This is a genomic window from Enterobacter sp. ENT02 (assembly GCF_019219165.1).
GTDB classification, from domain to species: Bacteria; Pseudomonadota; Gammaproteobacteria; order Enterobacterales; family Enterobacteriaceae; genus Enterobacter; species Enterobacter mori.
In genome coordinates, this window is the sequence record NZ_JAHUWD010000007.1 from 33,375 (window position 1) to 47,740 (window position 14,366).

Annotated in this window: 15 protein-coding genes; 2 read left to right on the top strand and 13 right to left on the bottom strand. The window is 47.2% G+C overall.

The window, feature by feature from the left end:
- Positions 1–95: 95 nt before the first annotated feature.
- Positions 96–563 (bottom strand): SymE family type I addiction module toxin, encoded by a 468-nt coding sequence (locus tag KW829_RS18435; RefSeq protein WP_218308780.1) that lies wholly within the window; start codon positions 561–563, stop codon positions 96–98.
- A 299-nt stretch (positions 564–862) separates the two neighbouring features.
- Here KW829_RS18435 and KW829_RS18440 point away from each other — a divergent pair, with 299 nt between their 5' ends.
- Positions 863–1,732 carry a phosphorothioated DNA-binding restriction endonuclease gene (locus KW829_RS18440; protein ID WP_218308781.1) on the top strand — a complete coding sequence of 290 codons (870 nt, stop codon included), beginning with the start codon at positions 863–865 and terminating at the stop codon, positions 1,730–1,732.
- Between the two features lie 638 nt (positions 1,733–2,370).
- Here the strand turns inward: KW829_RS18440 and KW829_RS18445 are convergent.
- From KW829_RS18445 to KW829_RS22960, 10 genes are all read right to left on the bottom strand, one after another.
- A complete protein-coding gene (locus KW829_RS18445; protein ID WP_218308782.1) occupies positions 2,371–2,718 on the bottom strand; it encodes a TA system toxin CbtA family protein in 348 nt (115 codons plus the stop codon).
- A 15-nt stretch (positions 2,719–2,733) separates the two neighbouring features.
- Positions 2,734–3,081, bottom strand: a complete 348-nt coding sequence (locus tag KW829_RS18450) for a type IV toxin-antitoxin system YeeU family antitoxin (protein WP_218308783.1) — start codon at positions 3,079–3,081, stop codon at positions 2,734–2,736.
- 15 nt (positions 3,082–3,096) lie between these two features.
- Complete coding sequence (locus KW829_RS18455; RefSeq protein ID WP_007791078.1) at positions 3,097–3,318, bottom strand: DUF987 family protein; 222 nt, start codon at positions 3,316–3,318, stop codon at positions 3,097–3,099.
- The gene (radC, locus tag KW829_RS18460) at positions 3,315–3,815 is read right to left on the bottom strand and encodes a DNA repair protein RadC (RefSeq protein WP_050555520.1); all 501 of its coding nucleotides are present in this window, start codon (positions 3,813–3,815) and stop codon (positions 3,315–3,317) included. Before radC ends, KW829_RS18455 begins: the two co-directional genes overlap by 4 nt.
- 29 nt (positions 3,816–3,844) lie before the next feature.
- Positions 3,845–4,663 (bottom strand): DUF932 domain-containing protein, encoded by an 819-nt coding sequence (locus KW829_RS18465; RefSeq protein ID WP_058690954.1) that lies wholly within the window; start codon positions 4,661–4,663, stop codon positions 3,845–3,847.
- A 99-nt stretch (positions 4,664–4,762) separates the two neighbouring features.
- A complete protein-coding gene (locus KW829_RS18470) occupies positions 4,763–5,440 on the bottom strand; it encodes a hypothetical protein (protein WP_218308784.1) in 678 nt (225 codons plus the stop codon).
- A 276-nt stretch (positions 5,441–5,716) separates the two neighbouring features.
- Positions 5,717–6,610, bottom strand: a complete 894-nt coding sequence (locus KW829_RS18475) for a GTPase family protein (protein ID WP_218308785.1) — start codon at positions 6,608–6,610, stop codon at positions 5,717–5,719.
- Between the two features lie 156 nt (positions 6,611–6,766).
- Positions 6,767–7,735 (bottom strand): hypothetical protein, encoded by a 969-nt coding sequence (locus KW829_RS18480; RefSeq protein WP_218308786.1) that lies wholly within the window; start codon positions 7,733–7,735, stop codon positions 6,767–6,769.
- A gap of 789 nt (positions 7,736–8,524) precedes the next feature.
- Complete coding sequence (locus KW829_RS18485) at positions 8,525–10,132, bottom strand: YfjI family protein (RefSeq protein ID WP_218308787.1); 1,608 nt, start codon at positions 10,130–10,132, stop codon at positions 8,525–8,527.
- 202 nt (positions 10,133–10,334) lie between these two features.
- Positions 10,335–10,628: an AlpA family transcriptional regulator gene (locus KW829_RS22960; RefSeq protein WP_256350674.1), complete on the bottom strand. Its 294-nt coding sequence runs from the start codon at positions 10,626–10,628 to the stop codon at positions 10,335–10,337.
- 209 nt (positions 10,629–10,837) lie between these two features.
- Between KW829_RS22960 and KW829_RS18495 the strand changes: the two genes are divergently transcribed.
- Positions 10,838–11,701: a hypothetical protein gene (locus KW829_RS18495; RefSeq protein WP_218308788.1), complete on the top strand. Its 864-nt coding sequence runs from the start codon at positions 10,838–10,840 to the stop codon at positions 11,699–11,701.
- 62 nt (positions 11,702–11,763) lie between these two features.
- Here KW829_RS18495 and KW829_RS18500 read toward each other — a convergent pair whose 3' ends face one another.
- Complete coding sequence (locus KW829_RS18500) at positions 11,764–12,621, bottom strand: hypothetical protein (RefSeq protein ID WP_218308789.1); 858 nt, start codon at positions 12,619–12,621, stop codon at positions 11,764–11,766.
- Positions 12,618–14,366: an AAA family ATPase gene (locus KW829_RS18505; RefSeq protein WP_218308790.1), complete on the bottom strand. Its 1,749-nt coding sequence runs from the start codon at positions 14,364–14,366 to the stop codon at positions 12,618–12,620. Before KW829_RS18505 ends, KW829_RS18500 begins: the two co-directional genes overlap by 4 nt.

A 14,366-nucleotide genomic window follows, 5' to 3' on the forward strand; every position in this document is an offset into this window, starting at 1 on the left:
TAATTTAAAAAAGAAAAAATACGGACATGTATATTCACATCCGTATTAACTTATCCTTTTACAGGATTAATGAAGGGAGACTTTAGATATTATTCTTATTCTGCCAGACCAGTTCCGCGCTTCACCATAGGTATATCTCCCGTATCATTCAACGCCCCTGGAAATGTTTTTAACCACTGCGCGACTTTCTGTTTATTTATATTCACCACGCTCATACCTTCCAGGCATCCCCATAATTCTCTTGTATGCTGTGGCGTAATCACGATGCAGTCTTTCATGGCGCGGATTTTCACGGGCATGCCGTTGATAAAGCCTGCACGGGTTAACCAGTCGCCGCCCAGAAGAAGGTATTTCATGTCTATGCGCGCATAGAGTTCGCAGCAGGCTGCACTGTCCTGCGGCGTTTCCGCGCGTGGATGGACGGGTGCCGCATTGGTCTGGTTGCCGTGCAGACGGCGGGCGCTGTTTTTGCGTACCAGCTCGCGGTTTTCAATCATGCCAGTGAAAGCGTCTGATTCTGTTTTGCAAACAGTAAACTCTGGCTTAAAATTCGTTACAGCCATTTTCAACTCCTGATTAGTTGTTTGTGGTTAGCGGTATGGGGGTGTTGCAGCACCTTCATATCGCGAATTCCTCGTTAAATTCTCTTTGATACTTCCTTTGCCGTTCGGCGTAATTTCTGGTGCTCATTATACAGGACTGAATATAAATACAGTGGTTTGGTATAAAGGAAATTTGGAATTTGCGAGGGGGATTCAGGAAATAAGGTTGGATGCGGTAAGGTCATGTTTTGTTGATTGCGGGTTGATTGGTCTGGGTTTTACGAGCATCATCGCAATTATTTACCTTCTTCCGTAACGCGATGGCTTCCAGCAAAACTCTCGAACAGGCAATTGCCGACATCACTATCTGGCGCAAAGGCGAACAGCGTGCGCCGCATAAGCCTTTATTGCTTCTGTACGTGCTGGCGAACTATCAGCAGGGGCATGCGCGACTGTTTGATTACGGTACTGAGGTCCACGAACAGTTGCTTAGCCTGCTAGAACGCTTTGGCCCACAGAGGAAGGCGTATTACCCAAATATGCCCTTCTGGCGGCTCAAAGGGGACGGTTTTTGGGATCTGAAGAATACTGAGTTCTGTTCGACCACTGGCAGTAAGCAACCGCCTGTTAAAGAACTTGTGGAACATAACGTCGCAGGCGGGTTTGATGAAGAACACTTTGCGCTGCTGAATAAGAACAAAAATCTGATCGGCTCGCTGGCGCAGCAGATTCTTGAAGCGCACTTTCCTGAAAGCATTCAGGAAGAGATCGCGGATGAGTTGGGTTTTGATATTCAACAGATCCGTAAGGTTCGCGATCCGCTGTTCCGCCAGCAGGTGCTGCGAGCTTATAACTATGGGTGTGCAATCTGCGGGTTTAACATGCGACATGATAACGCTTCTGTTGGACTTGAAGCCGCGCATATCAAGTGGAAGCAGTTTGGCGGGCCGTGTGAGATTACCAACGGGCTGGCGCTGTGTGCAATTCATCATAAGGCGTTTGATAAGGGATCGATTGGACTAGATGAGAGTATGCGGGTGTTGGTGTCTGAGGCGGTGAATGGGGGCGGAATTGTTGGGCGGCTGTTCTGGGATTTTGCTGGTAAGCAGATTGCTTTGCCGATGGTCAAAGGGAATTATCCAGGGGAAGGGTTTGTGGAGTGGCATCGGAGGGAGGTGTTTAGAGGATGAGTGCGAAGGCCGGACTCGAATTTCACACCTAATATACTGATATCATTGTGGTTTATAAGCATGGATAAATAGCTACACCCGCACTTGTACCCACAAGTTAAAATCCGTACAAAAAACAGACATTGCAAGTAGGTATAAAGCCACACCAGTAGAACACCGATATGGCTATCAAGGCAAGGTTTGGGATGGAGGAGACAATAGTGTCAAGATCAACCCATGTTTCGCTATATAAGCTATTGGAAAGGCGAAAAGAAAGGTAACTGCTGTATTTCCTAGCAACATGTCTTTAATCGTATTTTCAACAAGTTTCATTGCATTTTCGTTCATTTCATTCCTCTGCTATAGATTTTTTGAATACTCCCAAGAATCTCTAGACGCATGATACAAATCAACTAACTTATTGTTTATAAAATAATATCCCTTCATAGGGTTGATCCTCTCCCGCAAGTGGATTTTGTTGAGAAAATATTGATAGGCTATGCTGCCCTCCTGCTGGTTAAAGTACAGGTAAATATCAAATGCGCCCACCTTGAGTTGGAAGGCGCATCACGTAGAGTGGATAAACAGATGAGAGGGCAGAAATATAACTTGGGAAATCAAGGCTCAGGGAAACCTTCACATTTATATTTATTCCGTTATCAATGCGTGCCCCCTTCCTGAATTTGTGACAGAGCCAATTTGCAAGCATGCCGGGCACGGAATACATCCAGCGGCGTGAGATACGGCTCCTGCTGTTCAGCGTTGAAACCATTCCGATCTATGCGCACCAGAGCACAGCGCTCAACAATGAAGTTCACGGCGTCCATCGGCGATAAAGAACGGTCGATGTGCTCCTGAATGACGTCTTCATCACCAAAGGGGGTGTCATTCAGTGCAAGACCATAGTGATGTTCCAACAGATACGTCAGCAGCTTTTGCCATGCTGCCAGCGGCGGTAGACGTGATGAAGCTGCTGCCAGTGAAGGCAGTACGGGGAAAGTTTGCATAGGGCTATCCTGAGGTTAAGAGAAAACGTTTTGTGAGGAGCAGATATAGATAACGATATAGACGTAACCGCAGCTTCCCTGCGTGTCTGACTCACAGGTAAAACCGTTTCGGCTACAGGTGTATTGTCTGACCTCACGTGGGGTAAGTTTGCCGCTAAGCAGCGCGATTTCCATATCCCGGATAAACGCCGGGAATACCGCATCCAGTGCTGCGGATTGTTCCGGGCTGAATGCGCCGAGAAGTGTGGCGCGGTCGGCCAGAAAATGCAGCCGTCGACCTTCCTGAACTAACCGGGCGCTGAGTGATGGAACGGTTTGACTGTGCAAACCCCAAACGTGTTCCTGAACAGGTTCTTTAGTCATCGTGATATTCCAGACTTATCGTAGCGTCACGCTACGCAGGATGGCATACGGGCCGTCGCGGTCCTGACGACGTTCAGCAAAAACGGCTAGTACGCCGCTGATATCCTGGACGTGGCGACCGGTGTAATGGCAGACGCTACCGGTCCAGCGGTAACGACCTTTACAGTACGTTGCCAGACGTGAACCGGGCGTTTGGCGGTAAAGCATCATCGCTTGGCGCTTGCTGATGATTTTCATAGCCATCCCCGCTCGGCAAACGAGACGATCTCTCGGTGGCCGATGATGAGATGGTCGAGAACCCGCACATCAACCAGTAACAGCGTGTTTTGCAGGTTGCTGGTGAGCAGTCGGTCTGCCCTGCTGGGCTCTGCCATGCCGGAGGGATGGTTATGCGCGAGGATCACCGCTGCTGCGTTATGCCGCAGAGCTGCCTTTACGATTTCGCGAGGATGGACCTCAGTATGGTTGATGGTGCCGGTGAACAGAGTTTCGCAGGCCAGCAACTGATGCTGGTTATCCAAAAACAGAGCGACAAACTCTTCCCGCTCCAGCACAGCCATCTTTAACCGCAACCAGTCACGGGTTTCGGTTGCGGAGAGGAATGACACGCCGGGCTGTCGCAGGTGTTTATCCAGCAGGTTCAAGGCCCTTTGAATTGTTCGCTGTGCATATGGCGTTAAGGCTAGTGGTACGGCGGGAGCGGATGCGGGTATCAGTGATATTACAGTGCTCATTTATCCTCCTTTTTCAGTCGGCAGTCTCTTCAGCCCAGCGCCTGCTGCATTTGCTCAGCCATCACCCACAAAGCACGGTTAAGCTTCAGATCGCCATCGATCCCTTTCACTGCGCGGGTATGGCTACGCTTGCCTTGGGCAGTACGAGCGCTCAAACCACCTTTTATCAGGTTTTCCTGTAGCCGATTGAACACGGTCCACAGATCGCTGGATTCGTCCTGCCAGCGACGTGGCGCAAGGATTTGCTCTTCTGTTACTGGCTGATGCTCCTCTCCAAAACGATAGGTCAACGCAGCTTTCGCAAATGCTTGTTGAGCCGGAGGGGGAAGCATGAGGCTTTGCATTGAGTCACGCTTTTCTTCAATTCGGTCAAAAACCCCAAGCACTTCATAAGCTCCTTCAATCACTTTCTCTACCACGTTTCCTTTATGCGGTACTCGCACCTCGCCAAAACTCTCACCGCATATCAGCCCGTTCTGGCAAACCGCACGAAATAATCCCGGCAGCATCTGGTAAGAACTTGAACCATCGTGGCTGTTTAGTAGGATGATTTCTGGCACCTGCTTACCCGTGATTTGGCCTTCCCGACGCAGACGAAGCATGTGTTTGGTGTGCTCACGTTTACCGGGATCGCGGACACGGGCCTGACAGGCGAAGAACGGCTGAAAACCTTCCCGTTGCAGGCTTTCAAGTAGAGTAATAGTTGGAATGCAGGTATATCGTTCACTACGGGATTCATGCTTTTCAGCGCTGAATACACTGGGAACGTGGTTCATCATTTCATCGTGCGTTAATGGGCGGTCGCGACGGATAAGATTGACCCTGCCAAAGCGGGAAGCTAAGCGCATAGATAACTCCTTTTCTGAATTCATCGGCATAAAAAGAAAAAGGCCATGCTCCCGAAAGAACATGACCTCTGATACTGCTAACGGCGTTATTCGAATATGTTAACGACCCATATATTCCACTTTTGCACTGGTGGCCTTGCCATCATTGCCTACAGTGACCACTACCTTGTCGTAGGTTCGATATCCAGCATTGTAGACTTCAAATACCACTGTATTTCCCTTCACTTCATAGCTGCCAAAATCAGCGGCCTCAGCGGTTTCGCTGTCATACTCTTTTGTATACGCCTGTTTGGCTGCTTTCATTACTGAACCTTTATTTATCTCTGGTGAACTGCTCCCAGTGCTGGTGGGAAGAGCAGAGACGTATTTCGGGCAGACGCTCATCATGTCGCCACGAGTGAAAGTCATTTGTCCGCCAAAAACTTGCAGGGTTGAAACCTCCTGGCTGGCAATGGAGACAATCGCCTTTTTAGCTGCCGTAGTAGACTGGCCCCCTTCGACTTCAACTGCTTTAAATCCTGTTTGCTGATTGCACATCTGGGAAGTGGGAACCATATTGCCGTTGACACTAATGCGGCTCCCCATTAATTCCTGCGGACCATTAGGGCAACCCTGAAGCTGTCCGAATATGCCAATAGTGTCATTTTTCAGCATTACCAGCGCCTGACCGTTTTCGGTCATGGTCTGACACCAGCCGTTTTTCACTGACCAATTACCAGCCTGAGCCGATACCGAAGCGGCAGATAACACAATTGCTATTACTGTCTGAATTTTCATATATCACCTTGTGGATTAATCAGGAATAGTCCGAGGGGATAACAAGCGGATAAAGCGCTGATGTGTGGTTAGCGTCCATGTCGTTATTCCTGTTTCCCTGCCTGTCAGACTCCTGTGAGGAAAATACCCTTGTTTTTGATAGGTAAAAGCGATCAATAGAGGGATGATTTATCGATATTTTAATAGATAAAAACGATCGATATTTCATTATTGATCGTTTTTATAGATCAATATACTGCTTTTTGAACAGCGGTTTTTGGCTATGAATTACCGGTTTCAACTGAAAAACTTGTCCCAAAGACCGGTTGCTAGCTGCACCAGTTTTTCACGTAACTGCCATAGCAAAGCCCGCCAGCCTGACGGCAGCGAGTTTGGGCCAATCACGGAATCAAAGGCGCTACCAGCCATTTCACCAAACCGTTGTCGTACGGACGAGTCGCTTTCAGCGCTTTTATGCTCGGATTTCAGTTGCCGATAGACCGCGCTACTGGCCTGTGCAGGTAAGGCATGCACCATCAGCTCCACCAGAGATGACAGGTTGTAGCCGGTATGTGAGGATACAGCCATTACCGGGAAAGAAGACGGTAGCTGTCCGGCAACCAGCGAGCTAATAACGGCAAGAGAAAGGCATTGCTCTGTATCAGGAAGTGCCTGCCATTCATCGCTATCAGGTACTGGCGGTACCCGGTCTGCCTGGGACAGTACAAGCAGAAATCTCGATGGGTCGGCACCGGCGTTTAGCAGAGCCCGATGTGTGGCGATATCCGTTGCCCGTGCACGGTCGTCGGCCCTGAGCACCCAGATAATCAAATCCAGCTCAGCAAGCAGTTGCTGGTACAGTGAGAGATAGGTTTCATCCTTCTCAGGTGTCTCTCCCACTCCCGGTAAATCAACCAGCGTCATGCTACGTTCGCCAACGGTCAGTACCAGACGTTGCGGTTCGCGGGTGCAGGCCATGAGATCACTGGTCAGACATACCGGCTGCTGAAACAGCGCATTGCAGAGAGAAGATTTACCAGCACCGGTTTTACCCATGATGCCGATTACGGGTTCGTAATGAATAGCGTGCTGGAGTCTGGAAAGAATACGGTCACAAGCGTGTTGGGGTAAGAATGAAAGATGTGATCGAAATGCTTCAGTGCTGGCTAGTGTATCGGGGGAATCAGACATGGTTACTCCTGTGAAATGATAGAGCCGAAAAGGTCCCCTTCCGGCTGTTCACAGAGGTAATGTGGGCGTGAGATTTTCTGGAATAAGTTTTGTTAGTATTTCAAAAAATTGTATTCAGGGACCAGTTTTATCGCTCCAGCCCTCCCCAAAATCCTATTACTCAAAAGTCAGATCGTCCCCCATAAGAAGCCATAAATCGGCTGGCGTTTTCTTCCATGGTGGTACATAGAAAAAGGCAGCGGCAGAACGTTTGATGCCTGTGAAATAGCGATAACACAGAACTTCATCTTCAGCGTCTCCAGGCGCGATTATCTCCTGTGAGTAAAATCCATTGTAAAACGTCACCACGGACTCCCTGTTGTCTATTGCCACGCTGAAGTAGCGATGAAGGTATTTACGCAAGAAGCAATACATCAGAGAGAGATATTTTTTGTGTGGTTCATTCATTAACGATGCACTATTAAAGCATTTATTAAAAACACGGCATAAAAGCGCCATGATGCGATCGGGGTCACCGGATAACACCGCATAGAAGCCCACAATCGCCAGTAACTCCAGATAAAGTGGATAGCAGTGAAATAGTTGTTTTATTTCCATCAGACATTCTGAAACCTTGTGATGTCCAAGACGCCATAGTTCCTCATAAAGCAGAGTGAACAATGGAAGCTGTTGCTCAATGCCACCAAACTCAATCTCTTTTGGGGCATTACCATGAAACCGTCTGACAGGCGTGATTCTGCTTAATTCTTCGTTAACCGTTAATACGCCATATTGCTCTACCAGCCCATCATACAAACTTCCGTTAAATGGAATACATTCACCCGTTGATTTAATCCCAGGAAAACCATGGTGCTGATGAGGGATCGTATCATTAAGCCTATGGTTAATCAGTTCAGGGGCAATCATCAGATTATTGCTCGTATTAGCTCCTCCTTTACTGTTAGGGTATTGATGACAAATAGCAAGCTGAAGAAGAGGTGTCGGTTTTAATATGCCTTTATCTCCTTCATCAGAAGTAATAGCATAACTTCGCTGATGGCGGGATTTAATAATGTATAAATGATGATAATCCAAAACATCCTCCAGGCCTGTTATGGAATCTAATAAATGAGGGTTGCGTTTCATGGTTTTTTCTATATGTCGCCAGTATGATGAATCCAGAATGCTTACTGTGTTATCAGAAGATACTTTACGAGAATCTTTCTGACGGCATGCTGCGCTACAATACTGTTTATTTTTTGTTTCTGCCAAAGACTGCCCACAATACTGACAGGTACTTAATAATCGCCTCTCTTTGTTTTGCTGGTTAGACTTAAATCTCTGGTAATGGTATTCACAAAGACCTGCATTACCGGCTTCTGTACGTCTAAGTATGTCTTTTTTACAATTACTCCGATCACATTGTGTCATGGTAATAATCTTGATGGTTATGATCTACAGATAGAATAGGTAGTGATGATTAATAGCAATAAGATAATGTATAATGGGTTAAATGAGACAGAAGACACCTAGAGACTATTTCATTAACTCACCTTCAATATTCACTCATGGTTAATCGTATACCTCCTCCTCTGACAGATATATTTAATGAGGCCCTTCGATAATTATTGGTAATCCCACGGTCACCATGAAGGGCCTTCCTGAATGCTGATCTTGTGACTAACCATTCAATCGTGAAGCCTTTGCCTATCATGCTACATCACCACCCAAATGGCTCGCCCGCTCAAACTTCGACCATAAACAAAAATTTCAGGCATAACTACAGCCGCGATTCTGCGAAAATTCGCAAGAATCAGGGCTCATGAAGCCATGGTAGATCACATTTTGATGAAAAAACACTCAGTCATCTTTATAAGCACTGGCATACGGAATGAATAAATAATCATATCGAATATCCGATAATGAGCACCGACTTCACCAGGTGAAGGTCAGATTAGGTAAGTTCAGTGCTACCCTTTCAGGCACATAACTGGGCTCAAGACATCTGACTCCATGAGGGAATAAGTCTAGCCGCACACCTGGATTCTGAAAAACACCGAGTGAATTAGGCAGGATGATATGAACAGGACCTCCTCTATAATTCTGAATCAAATAAATTCTCTTTTGCCATGCCAGTTGTTCCAATATGGGTTCCAGTTTACTGGCTAACCGGAGGTTATTATCCTTATGAGTTGGTCCCAGTCGCATAATTTCTGACTTTGCAATTATCGCTCTTCCCTCTATCGTCATTTTGTTGTGAATCCAGTGGTATACTTCCAGCACATCTTTTTCAAAAAGGAAAAGACGTGAATTTTTATAGAACACCATTCCAGCCTGTTGCATATACCAGTCAATGACTCTATGAGCACATTCAATAACTGAAAGCGATATTTCATTTCCTGACTGCTCATCAAAGCAGTGAAGTATTGCAGCCAACCGTATCGCGTTAGAACCAGATTTAAGAGCAATATCATTAATATGTTCCCATGGGCCTCCTTCACTTATTTTCTGCTTCATTTCAGCGCGTTTCTCGCCCATGAATGCAATGGCCTGAGGTGACAGAATGAGTTGTTGCTTATCAGTGCTGCCATCATAAAAGCGTTGCTTTGCCTGTTCCAATAGCTCCTGGACTCTGTTATCAAATTCGTCAAGGGCGCGATTCATATGACTAAAATCGCCATCCTGATATTTACATTCTCCATCGACTTTGACTGCCAGAAAACGGGCAAGGAAACCGCTCCCTCGCCCTGTTGTCTGGTTCCTGGTGATGTACTCATCGAAAATATCGGGCTGCACCATTAGGCAAAACATCAGGCGAAGGTTGATTTCACAATCCACGCCGTCACGTTGATATGAATATGGAGCACCATCCCATCCGAGGTTAAATATACCCGGATCGTTTTTAGCCCTGGATTTGAAAAATGTCACCGCTTCTTCGGAGAAAATACCAGCATCAGGATTATCACCAAGACTTTTGATAAGTTCGCTATTAGATATGTCCTGATATAAGAATTTAAACCGGACAGGTTTCTGCGGTTTATCATTCAGGTGCTCCTCCATGACCCTTTCTGCATCTTCACGACCATAGTTGCTGGACGTCGCCTGTCGTAAATTTCTGGCCAGTGCTTTTTTATTTTCCTCCCACAGTTCTTTATCTACATGGAATTGGTTCAATAGATTTTTATATTCATCATTCACCTCTGATGAAAAATCATGAAAGACCTGCATAACTGCTCTCAACACCGTAGACTTTCCGCTGCCGGACCCGGCAATAACCAGAAAATTGAGCAGGGCGGGCTCAGGGATCTTCGTATGTACAGGTATCACTTCAACCAGCGGGAGGCAGGCAAGAGAAGCAGCAGCCAGAAACGAACTGGCAGCAATCTCTACAGAGACTTTTTTATTTATACTCGTGGCGATGACTGCATTACAGATTTTTTTGGGAAGAGACTTTATTGGAAATAGCGATAATTCATAGGAATTATTGGGTGAGGCTTGTTGATCAGGAGTTGCCCCCTGATAATTCTGCTGAGGCAGGTTCATGATAATGTTCCCTTATTTTTAAAGAGCATATAACAATTGCCTGTTGCTCAGCAGCAGGCATGGCGATCCCCTCACGAGGTTAATGTGATAAACGGACTGATACAGATAGCTTACTTTTCAATTATGGGGTTTCGTATTTTTCTCGTGTTTTAGATAATCCTCTTTATGCTATTCATTTCAATAAACAACATGATATCCTGGATTACTTGCAATTGGTGTCTCGCTCATTTAGCCATGCTTCATAGTCGCTCTTTCTCCAGCGGCTTGAACGCCCTATTTTCAGTGGCCGGGGAAACAGTTTACGGGCTATAAGGGAATAGTAATACTTATCACTAAGGCCACTGTGAGCGGTGATGTCTTTCATGCTGAGCAGGATGTCATCGCCCATTGCAAAGCGGGTTCGTTTTTCAACGTCATTTGGAAGTGGGATTCCAATTTGTACGTTCTCATGCCGGTTTTCGTAAACCGGATATTCTACTTGTGGCGGGTTGGCCATGGTTAGTTCCTCTGTGTTGATCACCGGAGCACTCTGCTCCGGAACCAAGAGTACAAAAGTGAAAAAGGGTGGGTAAACGTTAGCAGTCAATTTTATTTTTTTCCTCGTTTTTCCCCACCATCCCACCTTCGATACATCAACTATTGACGAAAGTTCTGGTCTGGCAGTAACGTCATTCTTAAGTCGAACCAAACTGAGAATGAAGGGATATGCGAAAAAAAAAGATGTTCAGGGACGTAACAGGAGCCGAGCCTGCCGATTATTTTCTTAACCATTTTCGAAAGATTTATCCGTCTCCTCCAGTTAATCTCGAAGGGGAAACATTGAGTGAAATCTGGCTTGGGTTTACGCCAGTTGAGCAACGTTTTATACATCACTTGACGCGGGCATATACCCCATGGCAGATAGAGTTGTTGTCTAGGTTTCAGGATAATATTATTGCCACAGAGGAAATGACTGAGCTCCAGCAGTGGATCGTGGAGAAGAAGCCCGATTTCAGCCTGTTTTTGGAGAAATTAAACACGCATTTTGCCGCGGAAGAGAAGATCCTTGATGGGATCAATCTACTGCATGGCATATTTGACGAGCCAAGGTACATTAATGCCTTCGAGCTTGCATGTTACTTTTTTCTTCTTGCCCGCTACTGCATCACACCGGAAAAGTCGTATCCGTATTACAACGCGTTAATCAAAGCAAATGAGTTTTATGGACAGTTCAGGGCCTGGTATGACATTGCAATGTACGAAGGATTGCGTTTAGAAAAGAAGGAACAATCAAGTCAGGGAGGGAAGAACACGGCGCAAAAAAGCGGAGCTGCTCTTATCAGAAATGAGCTTATCAGAATACTGACGAAGAAAGTGGAAAGCAGCGAGACATTTACCAGTAAAGTTACATTATCCGAAGCTGTCGCACCGGCGCTTTATGCCTTTATACTCGAACATGAAAGTCAGATATCCATTAAATCCAGGGCATGCAGCGCAGAAGAGTTAGCTTACCGCATTAATGACTGGTTAAAACGTAAGAGTAGTCCCTATGAAGAGATCTATGCACTGACGGGTAAGTTGATTGGCTAACTTACTGAGCCAGTAGGAATTTACCAAGCTCAGTGAGACTTCAGGCTGATCATGTATTCGCGTCACCCAACCAACCTAGAAAGCTGTGGATCGTTGCGCACCAGCAAACACCAACGAGCTACAGCTGATAATTCAGCTGTTGTGCTGGTCATTTCGCGCACTCTAGCTCGAACCTCGGTCAACTTCGCTTTGGCTACTGGATTATTGCCTGTTCTGCAGCGAGCTTTGGCTTTTGTATAATCATCGATTAGCCTGTCCACTTGCTGCCAGACTTTGCGGCGAGCTTCTGCCAGGGGGGGATGTTCATTGAGTTTGAGTCGCTTTACCGTCTCATTGACTCGCTCCTGTTCCCAAGCAGAGGAACCTGGCATAGGGATGACCTTCCCTTCTTCGTCGAAGGCGATAAGTGCAACGTCATCGTCATCAATCGGATCGAGTAGATAACGCGTTTCGGATTCCTCACAAGGCTCTAAGTAGGTAGAACAAAGTGAGCCGTCCTTGAGTGGAAACCACCCACCTTTTTTACGGTTGCCGACATTGCCGCACACGCGGAAATTCATGTAGTCAAACGCCAGCCACCAGTAACCATCACGCAGGCTTGTGTCCAATGCCTTAGCTTCTTTCTTAGGCCGAAAATGCTCCACATCGTAATGTGAGTACAGCTCGCGTACCTCTGAAAACCAGCATTTACCCGCTGACAAGGCCAATAACCATTCCTTCAGTATACCCCAGTGCGCACTGTTGGCATCTATCAATGCGTTGCGTTCGTTTCGTTCACCTTCTGCGTCCAAGGCAGCCAAGGCAGCTACTAGTTGGGCCGATTTCGCCAACCAAGCATCCCATTTTGCTTGGGTCCATGGTACCCAGTTCGGGATGTTTGCATCGGTAGGTCGCTTGTGCTCCAAGTCAATCCAGATCATTGGTCACCTTCCTCTCGCAAAATCTCATCAATGATCAAATCGGCGATGGTATCCTGCTCGGCCTGTTCCTCTGGTGTGAGTACTGGTTTGCGGAAACGGCGATGTTGCGCCATCTTGCGCACAAACATTGCGTAATCGGGATCTCGGAAGTCGGCGGTCGAAAAGCCCAAGTCAGCCAGCTCTGCTGACAAACGGCTCAGTTCCTCATCCTCTTCGAGGGAGCGAGGTGAGAGGACGAACAGTTCATTCCGACGGAACAAACGGCGCTCGGTTTCGATATCCAGGGTGGACGACAAACCAAACAAGTCGCTCTTGAGTAGCCCTGTGACGCCCATACCTTGCGGGTGCTCATCCGGGGTATCAACTAATGTACGGTTACTATCACGACGCATTATATAAACTTGCTCACGCTTCAGACTACCCACCATCATGGGGTCATGGGTTGTTATGATTATCTGCGACTCGCTCCTTACTGGTACTGCAGTATCAGAACTCATTACGCCTTCGATATCGTCGAAATAGCGCAACTTCCAGATAGGATTTAGGTGGGTGTCAGGTTCATCAAGCAGGAACAAGCACTGGTCTTCACGGGTAATGCGCATCAGGCCTAACACGGTGAGCATTTGCAGCTCGCCTTCAGATAAATGTGTGAAGCTTACCTTGCCGCCATGTTCATCGCGCTTCTTCACCGTAATGCGCACTTCTTCGATTAGGTCACCAATATAGGCACCTTCAGCGTAGCGGAAGAAGCTATCGGCACTGCCTACAAGTTCACCAAGTTGTTTAAGTTTCTCCTGATTTGGTACGAACAGGTACAGCTGCTTCTGTTTTTCGGTACGACCACGGAAGTCGATCTGTTTGGTCGCCTCTTGCTCAATAGGAGCCCAAGCTACTTGCCACAGTTTATCGAGGAATTCACTCACCACATTGCCACGAGCATACCAAAAGCGCGGGTCTCCCTCGTTCAGTTCCTGCTGGTCGAATTTGCCGCTACGGCGCTTTTCACGCAGGCGGTATGGTTCTTTCAGCACAAACAGTGCGGACTCCAGCGACTCGATATGCAGGTTCTTTAGCACCTTTTGAAACACCGGATCGTCAGACAGCAGGCAGGCCAGCAGCACCAGTTGGCTATGGCCACCGCGACAATAAAACAGGCGGCGCAGGCGGTCATCTCCCGCTTGCTTCAACCGCGACTCGTGACGACGCTTGGCTTCTTCGACGGCGCGAATATCTGACTCCGAGCCGGTAAAGTTCTCCAGCAGTTGCTCAGACAGCACTTCATCTGTAGTGATTTCTTGGCGCTGGTTGAATCGGCGCTGGTGCTCTTGAAACAAGGCTTCGATACGCTCGTTACGGCCCGAGTAATAAGCAAAAATATGCGCAGGCAGCAGCTCACGGTTTTTCAGCAAATAACCTTGTGATTCAGCTTTACCATCCACCCACACATAGGGGCGTTTTTGCTTGGCGGTATTAGCCTCAATGCGTACTCCATGACCACGAATACTATATTCCAGCGTGTAATCAAAAGCCGCTTCGCGGTCCAGATCCACATCACGAAAGAGGGTTATCAGTGCCTCGATCAGGTTGGACTTGCCTGTGCCGTTCTGACCAATTAGGGCGTGGCTACGGATAGGTTTGGGTGGTGCATCTGTTGCACTTGTTGTTGGTTGCAAATGCGTCGCGAAAGTGATGTCAAGTTCGCGCAGATTGCGAAAAGTTGGGATAAAGATACGCCGTAGTTGCAT

What these genes read in the sequence shown, in the direction of transcription:
- KW829_RS18435 (WP_218308780.1), bottom strand. Translation starts at nt 563, where the DNA reads ATGGCTGTAACGAATTTTAAGCCAGAGTTTACTGTTTGCAAAACAGAA.
- KW829_RS18440 (WP_218308781.1), top strand. Translation starts at nt 863, where the DNA reads ATGGCTTCCAGCAAAACTCTCGAACAGGCAATTGCCGACATCACTATC.
- KW829_RS18445 (WP_218308782.1), bottom strand. Translation starts at nt 2,718, where the DNA reads ATGCAAACTTTCCCCGTACTGCCTTCACTGGCAGCAGCTTCATCACGT.
- KW829_RS18450 (WP_218308783.1), bottom strand. Translation starts at nt 3,081, where the DNA reads ATGACTAAAGAACCTGTTCAGGAACACGTTTGGGGTTTGCACAGTCAA.
- KW829_RS18455 (WP_007791078.1), bottom strand. Translation starts at nt 3,318, where the DNA reads ATGAAAATCATCAGCAAGCGCCAAGCGATGATGCTTTACCGCCAAACG.
- radC (WP_050555520.1), bottom strand. Translation starts at nt 3,815, where the DNA reads ATGAGCACTGTAATATCACTGATACCCGCATCCGCTCCCGCCGTACCA.
- KW829_RS18465 (WP_058690954.1), bottom strand. Translation starts at nt 4,663, where the DNA reads ATGCGCTTAGCTTCCCGCTTTGGCAGGGTCAATCTTATCCGTCGCGAC.
- KW829_RS18470 (WP_218308784.1), bottom strand. Translation starts at nt 5,440, where the DNA reads ATGAAAATTCAGACAGTAATAGCAATTGTGTTATCTGCCGCTTCGGTA.
- KW829_RS18475 (WP_218308785.1), bottom strand. Translation starts at nt 6,610, where the DNA reads ATGTCTGATTCCCCCGATACACTAGCCAGCACTGAAGCATTTCGATCA.
- KW829_RS18480 (WP_218308786.1), bottom strand. Translation starts at nt 7,735, where the DNA reads ATGAAACGCAACCCTCATTTATTAGATTCCATAACAGGCCTGGAGGAT.
- KW829_RS18485 (WP_218308787.1), bottom strand. Translation starts at nt 10,132, where the DNA reads ATGAACCTGCCTCAGCAGAATTATCAGGGGGCAACTCCTGATCAACAA.
- KW829_RS22960 (WP_256350674.1), bottom strand. Translation starts at nt 10,628, where the DNA reads ATGGCCAACCCGCCACAAGTAGAATATCCGGTTTACGAAAACCGGCAT.
- KW829_RS18495 (WP_218308788.1), top strand. Translation starts at nt 10,838, where the DNA reads ATGCGAAAAAAAAAGATGTTCAGGGACGTAACAGGAGCCGAGCCTGCC.
- KW829_RS18500 (WP_218308789.1), bottom strand. Translation starts at nt 12,621, where the DNA reads ATGATCTGGATTGACTTGGAGCACAAGCGACCTACCGATGCAAACATC.
- KW829_RS18505 (WP_218308790.1), bottom strand. Translation starts at nt 14,366, where the DNA reads ATGCAACTACGGCGTATCTTTATCCCAACTTTTCGCAATCTGCGCGAA.